The sequence below is a fragment of the Rummeliibacillus sp. TYF005 genome, from assembly GCF_003844195.1.
In the GTDB taxonomy this organism is placed as follows: Bacteria; Bacillota; Bacilli; order Bacillales_A; family Planococcaceae; genus Rummeliibacillus.
Map to the genome: position 1 here is coordinate 1 of NZ_ML122597.1, position 14,397 is coordinate 14,397.

The window sequence follows — 14,397 nt, forward strand, 5'->3', positions numbered from 1 at the left end:
ATTGGAAACACCCGATAGAACAGGCTTTTTTGTATCTACGATTTTAATATCAAAGCTGTTTGTTTTCCCTTCATAAGTAACAGTTAACGTAACTTTTCCAATTTTTTTTGGTACTAATTGATTGCCCTTAATGGAAATTAAAGAATTTGAACTCTTCCATAGAACATTATTATTATTTTCAATTTGCTCCGTTCTTCCATCACTATATTTTTTAACAATAGTTAAATTTACGTTTTTCTTTACTTCCACTGTTTTAAATTTTGAAGGTAACTCTAAAGTGTAAGCATCTGTGGCTTCAGGAGTAGAACTATTTTCTTCTGCATTTGAAACGATTGGCATGGCGCATAAAACGAATAAAAACATGAGTAAAAATAATTTACTTTTCAATTGTTTCCCTCCAATTCCTAGATAAATATATTTTAATTTTTTAATACCAACAATATCTCACTTTTTCTATTTATATCATTGATTCATATGATTACCATATTAATACAATTATGAATTAAAAAACCACGTTATTCTAATTATACAGAATAACGTGGTTTTAGGCTAAGGTTCATAAGATTCAATATTGTTTTATATAAATATTTGCAAATAAGAAAAATATATTTTTTAATGCCTAATATATCAATTAAATATTGAAATGAGATTTATTTTGCAACGATATTTACTAATTTGCCTGGTACAGCAATGACTTTTTTAATATCTTTGCCAGCGATAAATTCTTGAACATGTTCGTCTGCTAATGCTGCTTTTTCTAGTTCTTCACGTGAAGCGTCTTTTGCTACCATTAGTTTTGCTCGTACTTTACCATTTACTTGAACTACTACTTCAATTTCATCATCAACAAGTTTTGCTGGATCAAATGTTGGCCATGGTTCGTATGTGATTGTTTCTTTGTGACCAAGTATAGTCCATAGTTCTTCAGCAATATGAGGAGCAATTGGTGCTAGCATTTTCACAAATCCTTCAGCATATGCTGTTGGTACAACATCTGCTTTATAGCATTCATTGATAAAGACCATCATTTGTGAAATAGATGTGTTAAAACGAATATGTTCGTTATTATCTGTTACTTTTTGAACTGTTTGATGGTAAACCTTTTCTAAAGTTGTATCATTTGAAGCTTTAATTTTATCTGAAAGTGAACCAGTTTCTTCGTTAACAAATAGACGCCAAATTCGATCTAAGAAACGACGTGCACCATCTAAACCATTTGTAGACCAAGGAATTGAAGCTTCAAGTGGTCCCATGAACATTTCGTAAAGACGAAGTGTATCAGCACCGTGACTAGCAACAATATCATCAGGGTTTACAACATTTCCTTTTGATTTGGACATTTTTTCATTACCTTCACCTAGGATCATACCTTGGTTGAATAGTTTTTGGAAAGGTTCTTTTGTTGGAACAACACCTAGATCATATAGAACTTTGTGCCAGAAACGAGCATATAGCAAGTGAAGCACTGCATGTTCTTGACCACCAATATAGATATCAACTGGTAACCAACGTTTTAATAATTCTGGATCTGCAATAGCTTCTTTGTTATGTGGATCGATATAGCGTAAGAAGTACCAACTTGAACCAGCCCATTGTGGCATTGTATTTGTTTCACGACGACCTTTTTTACCTGTTACAGGGTCTACAACATTTACCCAATCTTCAATATTAGCGAGTGGTGATTCACCTGTACCACTTGGACGGATATCAGATGTTTTTGGTAAAACTAATGGAAGTTCTTCTTCAGGAACTGTAGTAATTGTACCGTCTTCCCAGTGAATGACAGGAATTGGTTCACCCCAGTAACGTTGACGAGAGAATAACCAGTCACGTAGACGGTAAGAAACTTTCTTTTCACCGACTTTGTTTTCTTCAAGCCATTCGATTGCTTTTTTAATACCTTCCGCTTTGCCTAAACCGTTTAAGAAACCAGAGTTGATATGTGGACCATCTTCAGTGAACGCTTCTTTTGTCACATCTCCGCCTTCCAATACAGGAATGATTGGTAAATTGAATTGTTTTGCAAATTCATAATCACGATCATCATGTGCAGGAACTGCCATGATTGCACCTGTACCATAGCTAGATAATACATAATCTGCAATCCAAATAGGAATTTCTCTACCATTAATAGGATTCACTGCATAAGCACCAGTGAATACACCAGTCTTTTCTTTTGCTAAATCAGTACGTTCAAGATCTGATTTCACTTTTACTTTGTCAAGATATGCTTCTACAGCTTCACGTTGTGCATCAGTTGTAATTTCTTTTACTAATGCATGTTCTGGAGCAAGGACTGTGTATGTTGCACCAAATAGTGTATCAGGGCGAGTAGTAAATACACGGAAATGTTTGTCAGTACCTTTAATATTGAAATCTACTTCAGCACCTTCAGAACGGCCAATCCAGTGACGTTGCATATCTTTAATATTTTCTGGCCAATCCACTTCATCTAAATCATCGATTAAACGATCAGCATATGCTGTAATTTTCAACATCCATTGTTTCATCGGACGACGTTCAACTGGATGACCACCACGTTCTGATTTACCATCGATAACTTCTTCATTTGCAAGTACTGTACCAAGAGCTGGGCACCAGTTTACAGCAACTTCATCAATATAAGCTAGACCCTTTTTGTAAAGTTGGATGAAAATCCATTGTGTCCATTTATAATACTCTGGATCAGTTGTGTTAATTTCTCGATCCCAGTCATAGCTAAAGCCTAATTCTTGAATTTGACGTTTAAATGTAGCAATGTTTTTTAGTGTAAATTCAGCTGGGTCATTCCCTGTATCAAGTGCATATTGTTCCGCTGGAAGACCAAAAGCATCCCAGCCTATTGGATGCATGACATTAAAGCCTTGCATACGTTTGAAGCGTGATAAGATATCAGTTGCAGTATATCCTTCAGGGTGTCCTACATGTAGACCAGCCCCAGATGGATAAGGGAACATATCTAATGCATAAAATTTTGGTTTTGAATTGTCATTTACTGTTTTGAATGTAGAATGTTCAGCCCAGTATTTTTGCCACTTTTTCTCGATTTCTTGATGATTAAAGTTCAATGGTTCTTCCTCCTTCTTGTTTAAACAACGATAGTTCGTTCACTTCTAATATGGAAGATTCCGTGAAATATAAAAACTCTCGTCCCTATAAAAGGGACGAGAGCAAAAATCTCCCGCGGTACCACCCAAATTAGTGTTAGCACTCAACTTGATTCCTTAACGCGGAAAACGACTTTGGCTATCATTTATTTCACCATAGTGACTCCTGGGCGAGTTCAATTTACCGATTTACTAACTTCCACCAACCGCTAGCTCTCTTTAAAATCAAGATAAACCTACTATTCCCTTTCACAGTCATATCATATTGAGTTATATTCTAATCGAAGTTACGTAAATTGACAAGAGATTTAGTAAAATTGTGAAATTCTTATAAATAGATACTTCCATTAGAAGTAGGAAGAACATACATGATTCACCTTAAAATCAATTCGGCCTCAGTACTATTTACTACATCATCTACTGTAAATCCATCCATTATCTCTTTTAATACTAATCCCTCTTTTGTTACTTCTATCACTGCTTTTTCGGTAATGATCAAGTCAACTACCTCTTTTCCAGTCAGCGGTAACTCACAATCCTTTTTAATCTTTGGAGCCCCATTTTTCGCATTATGTTCCATAATAACGATTACTTTTTTGGCTCCATGGACAAGATCCATTGCGCCTCCCATTCCTTTTATCATTTTTCCTGGGATCATCCAATTGGCAAGGTCTCCTTTTTCAGATACTTCCATCCCCCCCAATATAGCTACATCTATATGTCCTCCTCGAATCATCGCAAAGGATTCCGCACTACTAAAAAAAGAAGCTCCTGGTACAGTTGTGATTGTTTCTTTACCTGCATTGATCAGATCTGGATCCAGTTCTTCTACAGTAGGATAAGGTCCGATTCCTAATAATCCATTCTCTGATTGCAAAATTACAGTTTTTCCTTCTATAAAATTTGCAACTAAAGTCGGCATCCCTATTCCTAGATTCACATAATTCCCATTCTTTACTTCTTCTGCCGCTCTTCTAGCGATTCTTTCACGAATATTCAAATGTTCTCCCCCTATGAACGTGTAGTTATTCTTTCAATTCGCTTTTGCTGTTTTGCTTGGAATATTCCTTGTACATATATACTTGGTGTATGAATGGTACCTGGTTCAAGTTGGCCTACTTCAACTATTTCTTCTACTTCTACAATTGTTGTTTTGGCTGCAGCCGCCATGATTGGGTTAAAATTCTGTGCTGTTTTGTTATATTGTAAATTTCCAAATGTATCCGATTTATGAGCCCTTATAAAAGCGATATCCGCTACTAGTGACTCCTCCAGTAAAAAATCCTTATCACCAAATTTCCGTATTTCTTTTCCTTCCGCAATTTGTGTACCAACTCCAGCTGGTGTATAAAAAGCCGGTATTCCTGCTCCACCAGCGCGGATTTTTTCTGCCAACGTTCCCTGTGGAATCAATTCAACTTCTATATCACCAGTAAGCACTTGTCGCTCAAATTCTTTATTCTCTCCAACGTATGAAGCGATTATTTTACGAATTTGTTTCTTTTTTAAGAGTAAGCCTAGCCCCCAGTCATCGATACCACAGTTATTAGAAATGACTGTTAAATCGTTTACTCCTTTTTTTTCGATAGCGATAATTAGTTGCTCAGGTATACCAACTAAGCCAAATCCTCCTACCATAATCGTCATACCATTTTGAAGATTATCTATTGCTTCTTCTGCAGAACTGAAAATTTTTTTCAACCCAGCCCCTCCTTTTCGTAATAATGATCCCTATACTATTTTGTAAGAAAAATAAGACTCTTTTAATTCCCTGAAATTTTAATAGTTTTAGAGATTCTTTGGGTTTATAAGTAAATATATGAATTTAAATATTTTCTATTCTTATAAATCTATATTTAAATACGATAATTAATAATTTCCTATTTTCTCATTTTGATGATATTGGTTTTCATATATAGATTAATTTTACATTTATACTATTTTACGTAATGTTAATATAAGTATTTATACCCGATATCTATGCATCATTGTACGATTCTATGATAAATAGTAAAATTATGCATGGAAACGGAGGGGAAAATATGAAAATAAAATCTTTCATAACAGCAGCTATCCTCGGAGCAACTTTAGCACTAGGATCTATAACCGCTAACGCGACAACTAAAGATACAGTTAAACCTAGTATCAAAGGGGTAACAACTAAAACTGTATACATAGGACAAACATTCCAACCTTTAAAAGGGGTGTCAGCTTATGACAAAGTGGATGGGAATCTTAGCAACAAGATTAAAGTAACTGGAAAATACAACTTAAAAAAAGCGGGTACTTATACACTAGTCTACTCTGTAAAAGACAAAGCGAAAAATACTCGAGTGATTAAAAGAAAACTAATTGTTAAACAATTAAATGTGACACTTAAACAAAAAAGCCAATACTTTAAGGCAAAAGGTGGTTTTGGAACACTTACAATAGCCCCTGCCAAAACTAAACTTAAAATTGCCCAACTTGCATCAAAAAAATGGATGAAAACAACAAGTGGAAAATGGGTGAAAGACGGTTTTATAGGTAATTATGTATACTTAAATAAACAAACAACTCTTTATAATAAAGTAAATGGAAAGAAATCCAGCACATTGAACGGTGGGATATACCATGTATCGAAAACAACAGAAAATGGTTGGATTCATGTTTCAGTGGGATGGATTAAAAGTGGAGAATTTGTTGACAGCTATATAGATTATGGAAATAAAGCTAAGCAACAAGAAATTATTAAAACTGTCAACAAAGAACGTGCCAAAGAAGGTCGTAAAGCATTAAAAGAAAATCCTATGTTGACAAAAATCGCAATAATTAAATCAATGGACATGGCAAAAAACCATTATTTTTCTCATTATAGTCCTGTATATGGTAGTTTCGATACTATTCTAAGACAAGCAAATTACAAGTATTATTATGCCGGTGAAAATATCGCAACTGGTCAACGTACTGCCGCTGATTTTATGAATAGCTGGATGAATTCATCTGGACACCGCGCAAATATTCTAAATGCAAATTTCAAAGAAATAGGTGTAGGTGTTGTAGAAAATATACCTAATGCACAAATGCCTACTTATGGTACACAAGAATTTGGTAGCCGATACTAGTTCAATAAAAAAGATGAATTCGTTTTTTATACGAATTCATCTTTTTTAGATTTATAGGAGAAAATGCACTCGAGATCCACTCCCCGAAAAATATGAAGTTTTGCATGTAGTACATACGACAAACTATCAAGCATTATCTCTTTCATTTTGTTTTAACGGACGATCATAAAGCATGTAAGGTATCAAAGCAATGGCCAATATACCGATCAAGACAAAGAATGTAATCTTCATACCGTATTGATCTGCCAATACCCCTCCTAAAAAAGGTCCTATCATTTTACCTATCGCACTAAAACTATTAATAAGTCCTTGGTAAAAACCTTCTTTTCCTTTTGGAGCAAGCGAACTCGCAATAGTCGGCACTATTGGCCAGACGAACATTTCTCCAAAAGTTAATATCATGATGGCCACAAGGAACATTTTAAATGTAGCTGCATAACTGACCACAGCAAATGAGATGATAAAAATAACAATACCTATAAAGATTTGACCTTTATAAAATTCCCCCATTTTCTTAACAATCGGATTAATAAGTGGTTGACCTAATACGATTAACAACCCATTTGTTGTCCAAAGTAAACTATATTGGTTCAAAGATATACCCAGATCTTGAGTATAAGAGGAAATTGTTGTTGTCCATTGGGTATAAACCATCCAACTTAAAAGATATCCAATTCCCAAAATAATAAGTGCATTTAGTGTCGAACGATTCTTTATATTACTACTTTCGCTAATTACTGAAGGTGGTGCCATTCCATTATCTGTTGAAATACCTTTATAAGATAAAGCGACAAAGAAAAATAGTATATACATTATTAAGTTTGCAACAAATAAATAGTCGAAACTCTTATTGGCAACTACACCAGCTAACGCTGGACCGATTGCGACTCCTAAATTTTGGGCAAGGTAGATTGCATTGAATCCTTTTCTTCCCCCTTCTGGCCAAGCAGTGCCAACCATCGCAAACATACTAGGAAATACAATTCCCCCACTGAAACCAATTAAAGTTAAAAACCAAACATAATGAGGCCATCCATGCCAAATTACTAAACAAATCAAACCAAGAATCGAGATAATAGTTCCTAACAGAATTGACTTAAAGCCACCAAATTTATCAAAAACATAGCCACCAATTAGATTACCAATAACACCTGCCGCAGCATTCCCCATAAGCACAAGCCCTGCAACTGATAGCGATTGTCCTAGATGATCATGCATATAAATTGTATTTAATGGCCATAAAAATGAGCTACCTACAGTATTGATAAGCATCCCAATAATTAATAACCAAACACTTCTAGGCATTGCAAATCCTCCATTTATATCACGTTTACAAACAGTAAACTAAATAAAATTCTAATTTATTTCGCGCATCTAAGTAATACTATCAACCTTTCTTAAAATGCACAACCAATATACACAATTTATATCTTTTAGACTGTTAATAGAAAGTATTCGTCCTCTTTCACTTAACCGTGATAAAATAAGAAGTTGAGGAGTTGAAATTATGACAGATTTAAAAAACAACGACTTTCCTTTTCCTTCAGATGGGAAGCGTTATTATACATGGAATCGCTATTTGCGCGATGAATTTGGATGTAAAGTCTATAAAGTTGCACTAGACGCCGGATTTGACTGTCCAAACCGTGACGGCACAGTTGCGTTTGGAGGATGTACATTCTGTAGTGCTGCAGGTTCAGGTGACTTTGCGGGTGACCGTGTTGATCCAATCCCTGTTCAATTTGAAAAAATTAAAGAAAAAATGCAACATAAATGGAAAGACGGTAAGACAATGGCTTATTTCCAAGCCTATACCAATACACATGCGCCACTTGCAGTTCTAAAAGAAAAATTTGAAGCAGCTCTTGCATGTGAAGGTGTTATGGGTTTAAGTATTGCGACTCGACCCGATTGCTTGCCCGAAGATGTTGTGGAATATTTAGCCGAATTAAATCAACGGACTTATTTATGGGTTGAACTTGGGTTACAAACAGTGCATGACCGTACTGCTAATTTGATCAACCGCGCACATGATTATGCCACTTATATTGAAGGTGTAGAGAAACTTCGCAAACACGGTATTCGTGTTTGTACGCATATCATCAATGGTTTACCACTAGAAGATTACGATATGATGATGGAAACTGCCAAAGAAGTAGCAAAATTAGATGTACAAGCGATTAAAATACATCTACTTCATTTGTTAAAAGGCACTCCACTCGTTAAACAATATGAAAAAGGTATGCTCGAACTAATGGACAAAGATGCCTACATCAATTTAGTAGCAGACCAATTAGAAGTAATTCCACCAGAAATGGTTGTTCAACGAATCACTGGTGATGGACCAATCGACTTAATGATCGGACCAATGTGGTCTGTAAACAAATGGGAAGTTTTAAATGGGATAGATGCCGAATTAGAAAGACGTGGAAGTTGGCAAGGTAAGTTCTACAAAGTGGAAGAAGGCAAGTAATATGAAATTACAACGCGTTTTACAATACGCTCAATTTCTATTAAAAGAAACTGTGGAAACTGGAGACATCGTTGTAGATGCCACTGCTGGTAACGGATACGACACGACATTTCTCGCTCAATTAGTAGGCGAAAACGGTCATGTCTTTGCATTTGATGTGCAACAACAGGCAATTGAATCTACAAATAAACGGTTAACCGAAGTTGGAATGGCAAATAGAGTATCTACTATTTTAGATGGACACGAGAACGTGGCTCAATATGTACAACAGCCGATCAGTGCAGCTATTTTCAATCTAGGTTATTTACCCGGAAGTGAACATCAAATCATCACTAAACCAAATACAACTTTGCAAGCAATTGAAAGTTTACTAAAACTTTTAAAAGTAGGTGGCATGATTGTTTTAGTCGTCTATTATGGTCATGAAGGCGGAAAAGAAGAACGTGATCAAGTAATCGAATACGTTTCAAACCTTCCACAGAAAAAGGTTCATGTTCTACGCTACGAATTTATCAACCAAAAAAACGACCCACCTTTTATCATTGCACTTGAAAAAGTTGCTGAAATTACAAATAAGTAGACAACGTTAAGCTACTACATTAAAGCTAAAAGAATTGTTCTTCTATAATTAATTGAAGAACAATTCTTTTTTATTGAGATTTAATTTTTATCTTCGCTTAATCTTTTTATAATATTTATAAGTAAATTGGTTCTTTCGACTAGCGAAGGTATTTCTAAATATTCATCTTCACTATGTGGTCTTCCTCCAACTGGCCCTAAACCATCAATAGTTGGGATACCTAAAGAAACGGTAGTAGAAGCATCTGAACCTCCTCCTGTTGATACGTCTTTTAAGGTTATTCCCATTTCACAACCGATTTCTTTAATGATTGATAACAATTTTCGGGATTTCTCATCTTTTACCATAGGATAACGATCAATACTTCCGATTAATTCTATTTTTGTACCTGGAACGTCTGATACTGAGCAAATTTCTTTGATTTTTTTTGATAATATTTTCATTTGCTCAATTTTACTGATTCGGACATCGATATAAGCCTCTGCTCTGGGAGCTACTACATTGGCAGCAATACCACCACGAATTATTCCAACATTAACATTAATCCCTTCCTCTTCATCATTAAGACTATGTAGTTTAATGACCTTATGCGCAAACTCTTCAATGGCGCTAACACCTATCTCCGGTTCAATGCCTGAATGGGCTGATTTTCCTCGAATAATTAGCTTATAATTTCCACCTCCCTTTCTTTCGCTAACAATAGAACCATCTTATCGTGCAGGCTCCAATATCAAGGCATATTCTTTTCCAAAAGCAACTTTTTGGATGAGACTTCTTGAAATTGGTGAACCAATCTCTTCATCACTATTCAAAACAATCTCTACGTTTTTAATTGCTACAGAATGATTATTTTCTACCAATTCCTTCATCGCGTATAATAACTCAACTTGGCTTCCCTTCATATCAATGACACCAGGTCCATAGGCTCGGTCTCCTATAATTTTAAACGGCCTCTTACGAACTGTTCCTTTTTTAAACACAGTGTCCATGTGTCCTATTAGAATAATTTTAGGGTTCTCTGCGCTTTTATGCCTTATGACCAAATTATTCCCGTTTCTCTCTTGATGGTTAACCTGTACATCAAATCCTAGTTTTTGATACTCTTTAGATAAAATATCGCCAATTAAATCTATTCCTTCTTTATATGTGGAACCAGAATCTATATTAACTAATTCTTCTAATAATTTTAGCATTGACACTTGAGTACCCTGTTCATAAGAAATCATATAAGTTAAGTCCTCCCTAATCAGTTTAAGTTTCTTGGAAAAAAGCAAGCAACTTGATGTCCCTTCTCTAACTCGCTTAAAGAAGGTTCCTTCATCTTACAAATATCTTGAACATAAGGACATCTTGAATGGAATCTACATCCTGTAGGTATATTTAAATTACTTGGAATATCATCTTGTAGAACAATACGTTCCCTCTTATCCCTAATTGTAGGATCTGGCAAAGGAACAGCTGATACGAGACTTTCTGTATACGGATGCATAGGTTTTTCAAACAACTCATTTTTTGTCGTAATCTCAACAATCCTCCCAAGATACATTACGGCAATACGGTTACTAATATACTTGACAGCGGGTAAACCATGAGCGATAAATATGAACGTCAATTTAAATTCTTTTTGAAGTCTCATCAACAAATTTAAGATTTGCGCTTGAATCGACACATCAAGTGCTGATACTGGTTCATCACAAATAACTAACTTTGGTCTTAATGCAATTGCTCTTGCAATACCAATTCTTTGACGTTGACCCCCACTAAATTCGTGCGGATATCTAATTCCATATGAGCGATCTAAACCAACAGCATCAAGTAATCGATTTACTTCATCATTTATCTCTTTTTTTGATAATTTAGTATGTGTTTTGATAGGCTCAGCTATTATGTCTTTTACTCTCATTCTAGGATTAAGAGAAGAATACGGATCTTGGAAAATCATCTGAATATCCGCACGACTTTTTCGCATTTCTTCTTTCGTCATTTTGTCCATATCTAGACCATTAAAAATAATTGTCCCCTCTGTTTTATCAAGAAGATGGATTAATAAGTTTCCTGTTGTTGATTTTCCACAACCTGACTCTCCAACAATCCCTAATGTTTCGCCTTGTAGAACAGTAAAATCGATACCATCTACAGCCTTTAAAATTTGATTTTTTCCAACATGAAAGTACTTTTTTAGCCCGTTCACTTCTAGTAAAATTTTATCTTCTATCACATCTTGACCATTTCTAGACTGATTTTGTAAGTTGACCATTTAGTTTCCCCCTTCCTCATATAGCCAGCATCTAATTTGATGTCCAGGAAATCTCGTCATTATTTGTGGTTCTTCTACTACACATTTTTCCATTGCATATGGACATCTCGGATGAAACTTGCAACCTTTTGGCATATCATTAATTGTTGGTACAGTTCCCTCAATAGATTCAAGCTTTTCGTCTGTTTCAAAGAATTTTGGAGTACTATTTAACAATCCTTTTGTATAAGGGTGTTTGGGTTCGCGAAATAGCGTAAAAACATCTGTATATTCAACTACTTGGCCTGCATACATAACAATTACTTTGTCTGCCATTTCTGCTACAACACCTAAATCATGCGTTATTAATAATATTGAAGTTCCATGTTTTTTACTCAGATTACGCATTAAATTTAATATTTGTGCTTGTATAGTTACATCTAACGCAGTTGTTGGCTCATCCGCAATCAATAAATAAGGACGACAAGATAAAGCCATAGCAATCATCACTCGTTGTCTCATCCCTCCGCTTAATACATGAGGATAAGAATCATATACTTTTTCAGGACTTGGTATACCAACATGTCTTAACATTTCTATTGATTGTTTTCTTGCAGTTTTTTTATCTATCTTTTGATGCAAGACAATAGTTTCTGAAATCTGGTTTCCAACAGTAAATAGCGGGTTTAGAGAAGTTAATGGTTCCTGGAAAATCATTGCGATTTCATTTCCTCGTAGATGGCGATATTCCTTCTCTTGTAATTTGTTTAGCTCTTTATCTTTAAATTTAATTTTCCCATTTACTATTTTCCCAGGAGATTCAATAAGACCCATTATAGATAATGAGGTAACACTTTTACCTGACCCTGATTCACCTACAATTGCTACAGTCTCCCCTTCATTCATTTCAAAACTTACTCCATTTACTGATGGAACAGTCCCAGTTTCAGTTATGAAATACGTATGAAGATTTTCTACTTTTAGTAAAATTTTATCTTCGCTCATTTTATCCCCCCCTATCCTTTAGTACGGGGATCTAATATATCTCTTAACCAATCCCCTAAGAAAATAATTGCTAAGACAGTAATAGTGATTGCTAATCCTGGGAAGGTTGCTAACCACCAGCTAGTCGCCAAATAATCACGGCCATCACTTAAAATCCCTCCCCATGAGACAGTAGGTGGCTGAATCCCAAGGCCAAGAAAACTTAATGAAGCTTCCATAATAATAGTTGTTGCAACACTTAATGTTGATATGACGATAAATGAAGAAATGACGTTTGGTAGAATATGCCGCATGATAATCATCATATTTTTTACGCCTATTGCCCTTGCGGCTTTTACAAATTCTCTTTCTTTCACTGACAATGTCTCACCGCGAACAATCCGTGCATATGATACCCAATTTGTTATACCAAGAACGAAAATTAACGTAACAACGCTTGGTCCAAATACTGCTAAAAAAACTAGAGCAAATAGAATATTAGGAATAGCTAAAAATGCATCTACTATTCGCATTAAAATAGTATCTAGAAATCCACCATAATATCCCGAAATTAGTCCAATAAAAACACCTAATATACCAGCTAAAACTACAGATGAAATTCCTACTAATAAGGAAACTCTAGAACCATATAAAATCCTACTTAGGATATCTCTGCCTAAATTATCTGTTCCTAAAAGATGTTCTATTGATCCACCTTCGCTCCAAAAAGGCGGAACTAACATTTTCTCAGGATCAATCTCATTTGGATTAAATGGCGCTAAAACAGGGGCTAATATCGCAGTTAGTATAACGATAAATATAACCAGCAGGCCTACAGTTCCCGTTTTACTTTTCCAAAGCCTTTTCAACCAGATTTTCCAGCTACTACCATTAGTTTTCGAATCTATTAGATGCTGATCAGAATTTTTATGTTCAACAACCATTTAAACACCTCACATTAGTTAAATTTGATCCTAGGATCTAAGAGACGATATGCAATATCAGCTAGGAGATTCATAACAATTACTAGGATGGAAATGACAAACACACTCGCTTGAACAATTGCCATATCTCTCGTATTTACTGCCTGAATTAATAGCTGTCCTAATCCCGGCCAAGAAAATACAGTTTCAGTAATAAGTGCTCCTCCAACTAATGTAGAGGTTTGTAGAGCTGTAATTGTAATTACAGGAATAAGAGAATTTCGAAAAGCATGCTTATAAACGATGAAAAACTTTTTTAGTCCTTTACTTTTGGCTGTACGAATATAATCTTGGCTCAAAATCTCCACCATATTGGATCTAATTAGACGTGTCATTTCTGCTGCAATCCCCGTTGCAAGTGTAACTGCTGGTAAAACTAAATGAATGAATGTCCCTCTACCAGACACAGGAAACCACCCCAATATAACTGAAAAGAATAGGATTAACATAATGCCCAACCAGAAATTTGGCATTGCCTTGCCAATAACTGCTGCACCAGTAGCTAATAAATCTATTGGTGTATTTTTTCTTGTCGCAGACCAAATACCTAAAGGAATTGAAACAACAATTGCTATCGTTAATGCTGCTACAGCCAGTTCTAAAGTTGCCGGCAAACGTTCTAATACCAAAGGTAAAGCAGCCGCATTATATCGAAATGATTCGCCAAAATCACCTGTCACTAGACCGATAAAATATTTACCGTACTGAACGATAAAAGGTTGGTCTAACCCCAGAGCAATTCTTAAATTTTCGATATCTTCCGTACTTGCATCTTCTGGCAGCATCAATGCAACAGGGTCACCTGCAATATAGACCAATGCAAATACTATAAAAGAGATGATGAACAAAACTGGTATAAACTCTAATAATCTTTTAACCAAAAATTTTATCATTTGCTTCTCTCCTCGTATATTAGTAGTAAGAGCTCTT

At 35.2% G+C, this 14,397-nt stretch carries 14 protein-coding genes and 1 other annotated feature; of the genes, 3 read left to right on the forward strand and 11 right to left on the reverse strand.

Going from position 1 to position 14,397, the window contains the following annotated elements:
- The 4 genes from CW357_RS16705 to CW357_RS16720 form a co-directional block, all read right to left on the reverse strand.
- Positions 1 to 387: hypothetical protein (locus CW357_RS16705; protein ID WP_164489633.1), on the reverse strand; the 387-nt coding region annotated here is incomplete at its 3' end.
- 263 nt (positions 388 to 650) lie between these two features.
- Complete coding sequence (leuS, locus tag CW357_RS16710) at positions 651 to 3,068, reverse strand: leucine--tRNA ligase (RefSeq protein WP_124218639.1); 2,418 nt, start codon at positions 3,066 to 3,068, stop codon at positions 651 to 653.
- A gap of 89 nt (positions 3,069 to 3,157) precedes the next feature.
- Positions 3,158 to 3,369: a binding site (T-box leader), on the reverse strand.
- 111 nt (positions 3,370 to 3,480) lie between these two features.
- Positions 3,481 to 4,107, reverse strand: coding sequence for a 3-oxoacid CoA-transferase subunit B (locus CW357_RS16715; protein ID WP_119416843.1), 627 nt, complete (start codon positions 4,105 to 4,107; stop codon positions 3,481 to 3,483).
- 11 nt (positions 4,108 to 4,118) lie between these two features.
- Positions 4,119 to 4,808 carry a CoA transferase subunit A gene (locus CW357_RS16720; RefSeq protein WP_119416842.1) on the reverse strand — a complete coding sequence of 230 codons (690 nt, stop codon included), beginning with the start codon at positions 4,806 to 4,808 and terminating at the stop codon, positions 4,119 to 4,121.
- A 341-nt stretch (positions 4,809 to 5,149) separates the two neighbouring features.
- Here CW357_RS16720 and CW357_RS16725 point away from each other — a divergent pair, with 341 nt between their 5' ends.
- Positions 5,150 to 6,211 (forward strand): CAP domain-containing protein, encoded by a 1,062-nt coding sequence (locus CW357_RS16725; RefSeq protein WP_158582397.1) that lies wholly within the window; start codon positions 5,150 to 5,152, stop codon positions 6,209 to 6,211.
- A 126-nt stretch (positions 6,212 to 6,337) separates the two neighbouring features.
- Here CW357_RS16725 and CW357_RS16730 read toward each other — a convergent pair whose 3' ends face one another.
- Entirely contained in the window at positions 6,338 to 7,516 is a 1,179-nt protein-coding gene (locus tag CW357_RS16730; protein WP_119416840.1) for an MDR family MFS transporter, read from the reverse strand.
- A 202-nt stretch (positions 7,517 to 7,718) separates the two neighbouring features.
- Here CW357_RS16730 and CW357_RS16735 point away from each other — a divergent pair, with 202 nt between their 5' ends.
- Entirely contained in the window at positions 7,719 to 8,684 is a 966-nt protein-coding gene (locus CW357_RS16735; protein WP_119416839.1) for a tRNA modification radical SAM protein MnmL/YtqA, read from the forward strand.
- A gap of 1 nt (position 8,685) precedes the next feature.
- Positions 8,686 to 9,264 (forward strand): tRNA 5-(aminomethyl)-2-thiouridylate-methyltransferase MnmM, encoded by a 579-nt coding sequence (locus CW357_RS16740; protein ID WP_119416838.1) that lies wholly within the window; start codon positions 8,686 to 8,688, stop codon positions 9,262 to 9,264.
- An 80-nt stretch (positions 9,265 to 9,344) separates the two neighbouring features.
- Here the strand turns inward: CW357_RS16740 and CW357_RS18955 are convergent, their stop codons facing one another.
- The 6 genes from CW357_RS18955 to CW357_RS16765 are packed head-to-tail and all read right to left on the reverse strand — an operon-like array spanning position 9,345 to position 14,360.
- Positions 9,345 to 9,965 carry a M20/M25/M40 family metallo-hydrolase gene (locus CW357_RS18955; protein WP_371684382.1) on the reverse strand — a complete coding sequence of 207 codons (621 nt, stop codon included), beginning with the start codon at positions 9,963 to 9,965 and terminating at the stop codon, positions 9,345 to 9,347.
- Positions 9,966 to 9,974: 9 nt separating this feature from the next.
- Positions 9,975 to 10,490: a M20/M25/M40 family metallo-hydrolase gene (locus CW357_RS18960; protein WP_371684379.1), complete on the reverse strand. Its 516-nt coding sequence runs from the start codon at positions 10,488 to 10,490 to the stop codon at positions 9,975 to 9,977.
- 20 nt (positions 10,491 to 10,510) lie between these two features.
- Positions 10,511 to 11,521: an ABC transporter ATP-binding protein gene (locus tag CW357_RS16750; RefSeq protein WP_124218640.1), complete on the reverse strand. Its 1,011-nt coding sequence runs from the start codon at positions 11,519 to 11,521 to the stop codon at positions 10,511 to 10,513.
- Positions 11,522 to 12,505: an ABC transporter ATP-binding protein gene (locus tag CW357_RS16755; protein ID WP_119416835.1), complete on the reverse strand. Its 984-nt coding sequence runs from the start codon at positions 12,503 to 12,505 to the stop codon at positions 11,522 to 11,524.
- 11 nt (positions 12,506 to 12,516) lie between these two features.
- Positions 12,517 to 13,428, reverse strand: coding sequence for an ABC transporter permease (locus CW357_RS16760; RefSeq protein WP_119416834.1), 912 nt, complete (start codon positions 13,426 to 13,428; stop codon positions 12,517 to 12,519).
- 14 nt (positions 13,429 to 13,442) lie between these two features.
- Positions 13,443 to 14,360: an ABC transporter permease gene (locus CW357_RS16765; protein ID WP_119416854.1), complete on the reverse strand. Its 918-nt coding sequence runs from the start codon at positions 14,358 to 14,360 to the stop codon at positions 13,443 to 13,445.
- Between the last annotated feature and the right edge of the window lie 37 nt (positions 14,361 to 14,397).

What these genes read in the sequence shown, in the direction of transcription:
- CW357_RS18960 (WP_371684379.1), bottom strand. Translation starts at nt 10,490, where the DNA reads ATGATTTCTTATGAACAGGGTACTCAAGTGTCAATGCTAAAATTATTA.
- CW357_RS16750 (WP_124218640.1), bottom strand. Translation starts at nt 11,521, where the DNA reads ATGGTCAACTTACAAAATCAGTCTAGAAATGGTCAAGATGTGATAGAA.
- CW357_RS16760 (WP_119416834.1), bottom strand. Translation starts at nt 13,428, where the DNA reads ATGGTTGTTGAACATAAAAATTCTGATCAGCATCTAATAGATTCGAAA.
- CW357_RS16755 (WP_119416835.1), bottom strand. Translation starts at nt 12,505, where the DNA reads ATGAGCGAAGATAAAATTTTACTAAAAGTAGAAAATCTTCATACGTAT.
- CW357_RS16740 (WP_119416838.1), top strand. Translation starts at nt 8,686, where the DNA reads ATGAAATTACAACGCGTTTTACAATACGCTCAATTTCTATTAAAAGAA.
- CW357_RS16765 (WP_119416854.1), bottom strand. Translation starts at nt 14,360, where the DNA reads ATGATAAAATTTTTGGTTAAAAGATTATTAGAGTTTATACCAGTTTTG.
- CW357_RS16725 (WP_158582397.1), top strand. Translation starts at nt 5,150, where the DNA reads ATGAAAATAAAATCTTTCATAACAGCAGCTATCCTCGGAGCAACTTTA.
- CW357_RS16735 (WP_119416839.1), top strand. Translation starts at nt 7,719, where the DNA reads ATGACAGATTTAAAAAACAACGACTTTCCTTTTCCTTCAGATGGGAAG.
- CW357_RS16730 (WP_119416840.1), bottom strand. Translation starts at nt 7,516, where the DNA reads ATGCCTAGAAGTGTTTGGTTATTAATTATTGGGATGCTTATCAATACT.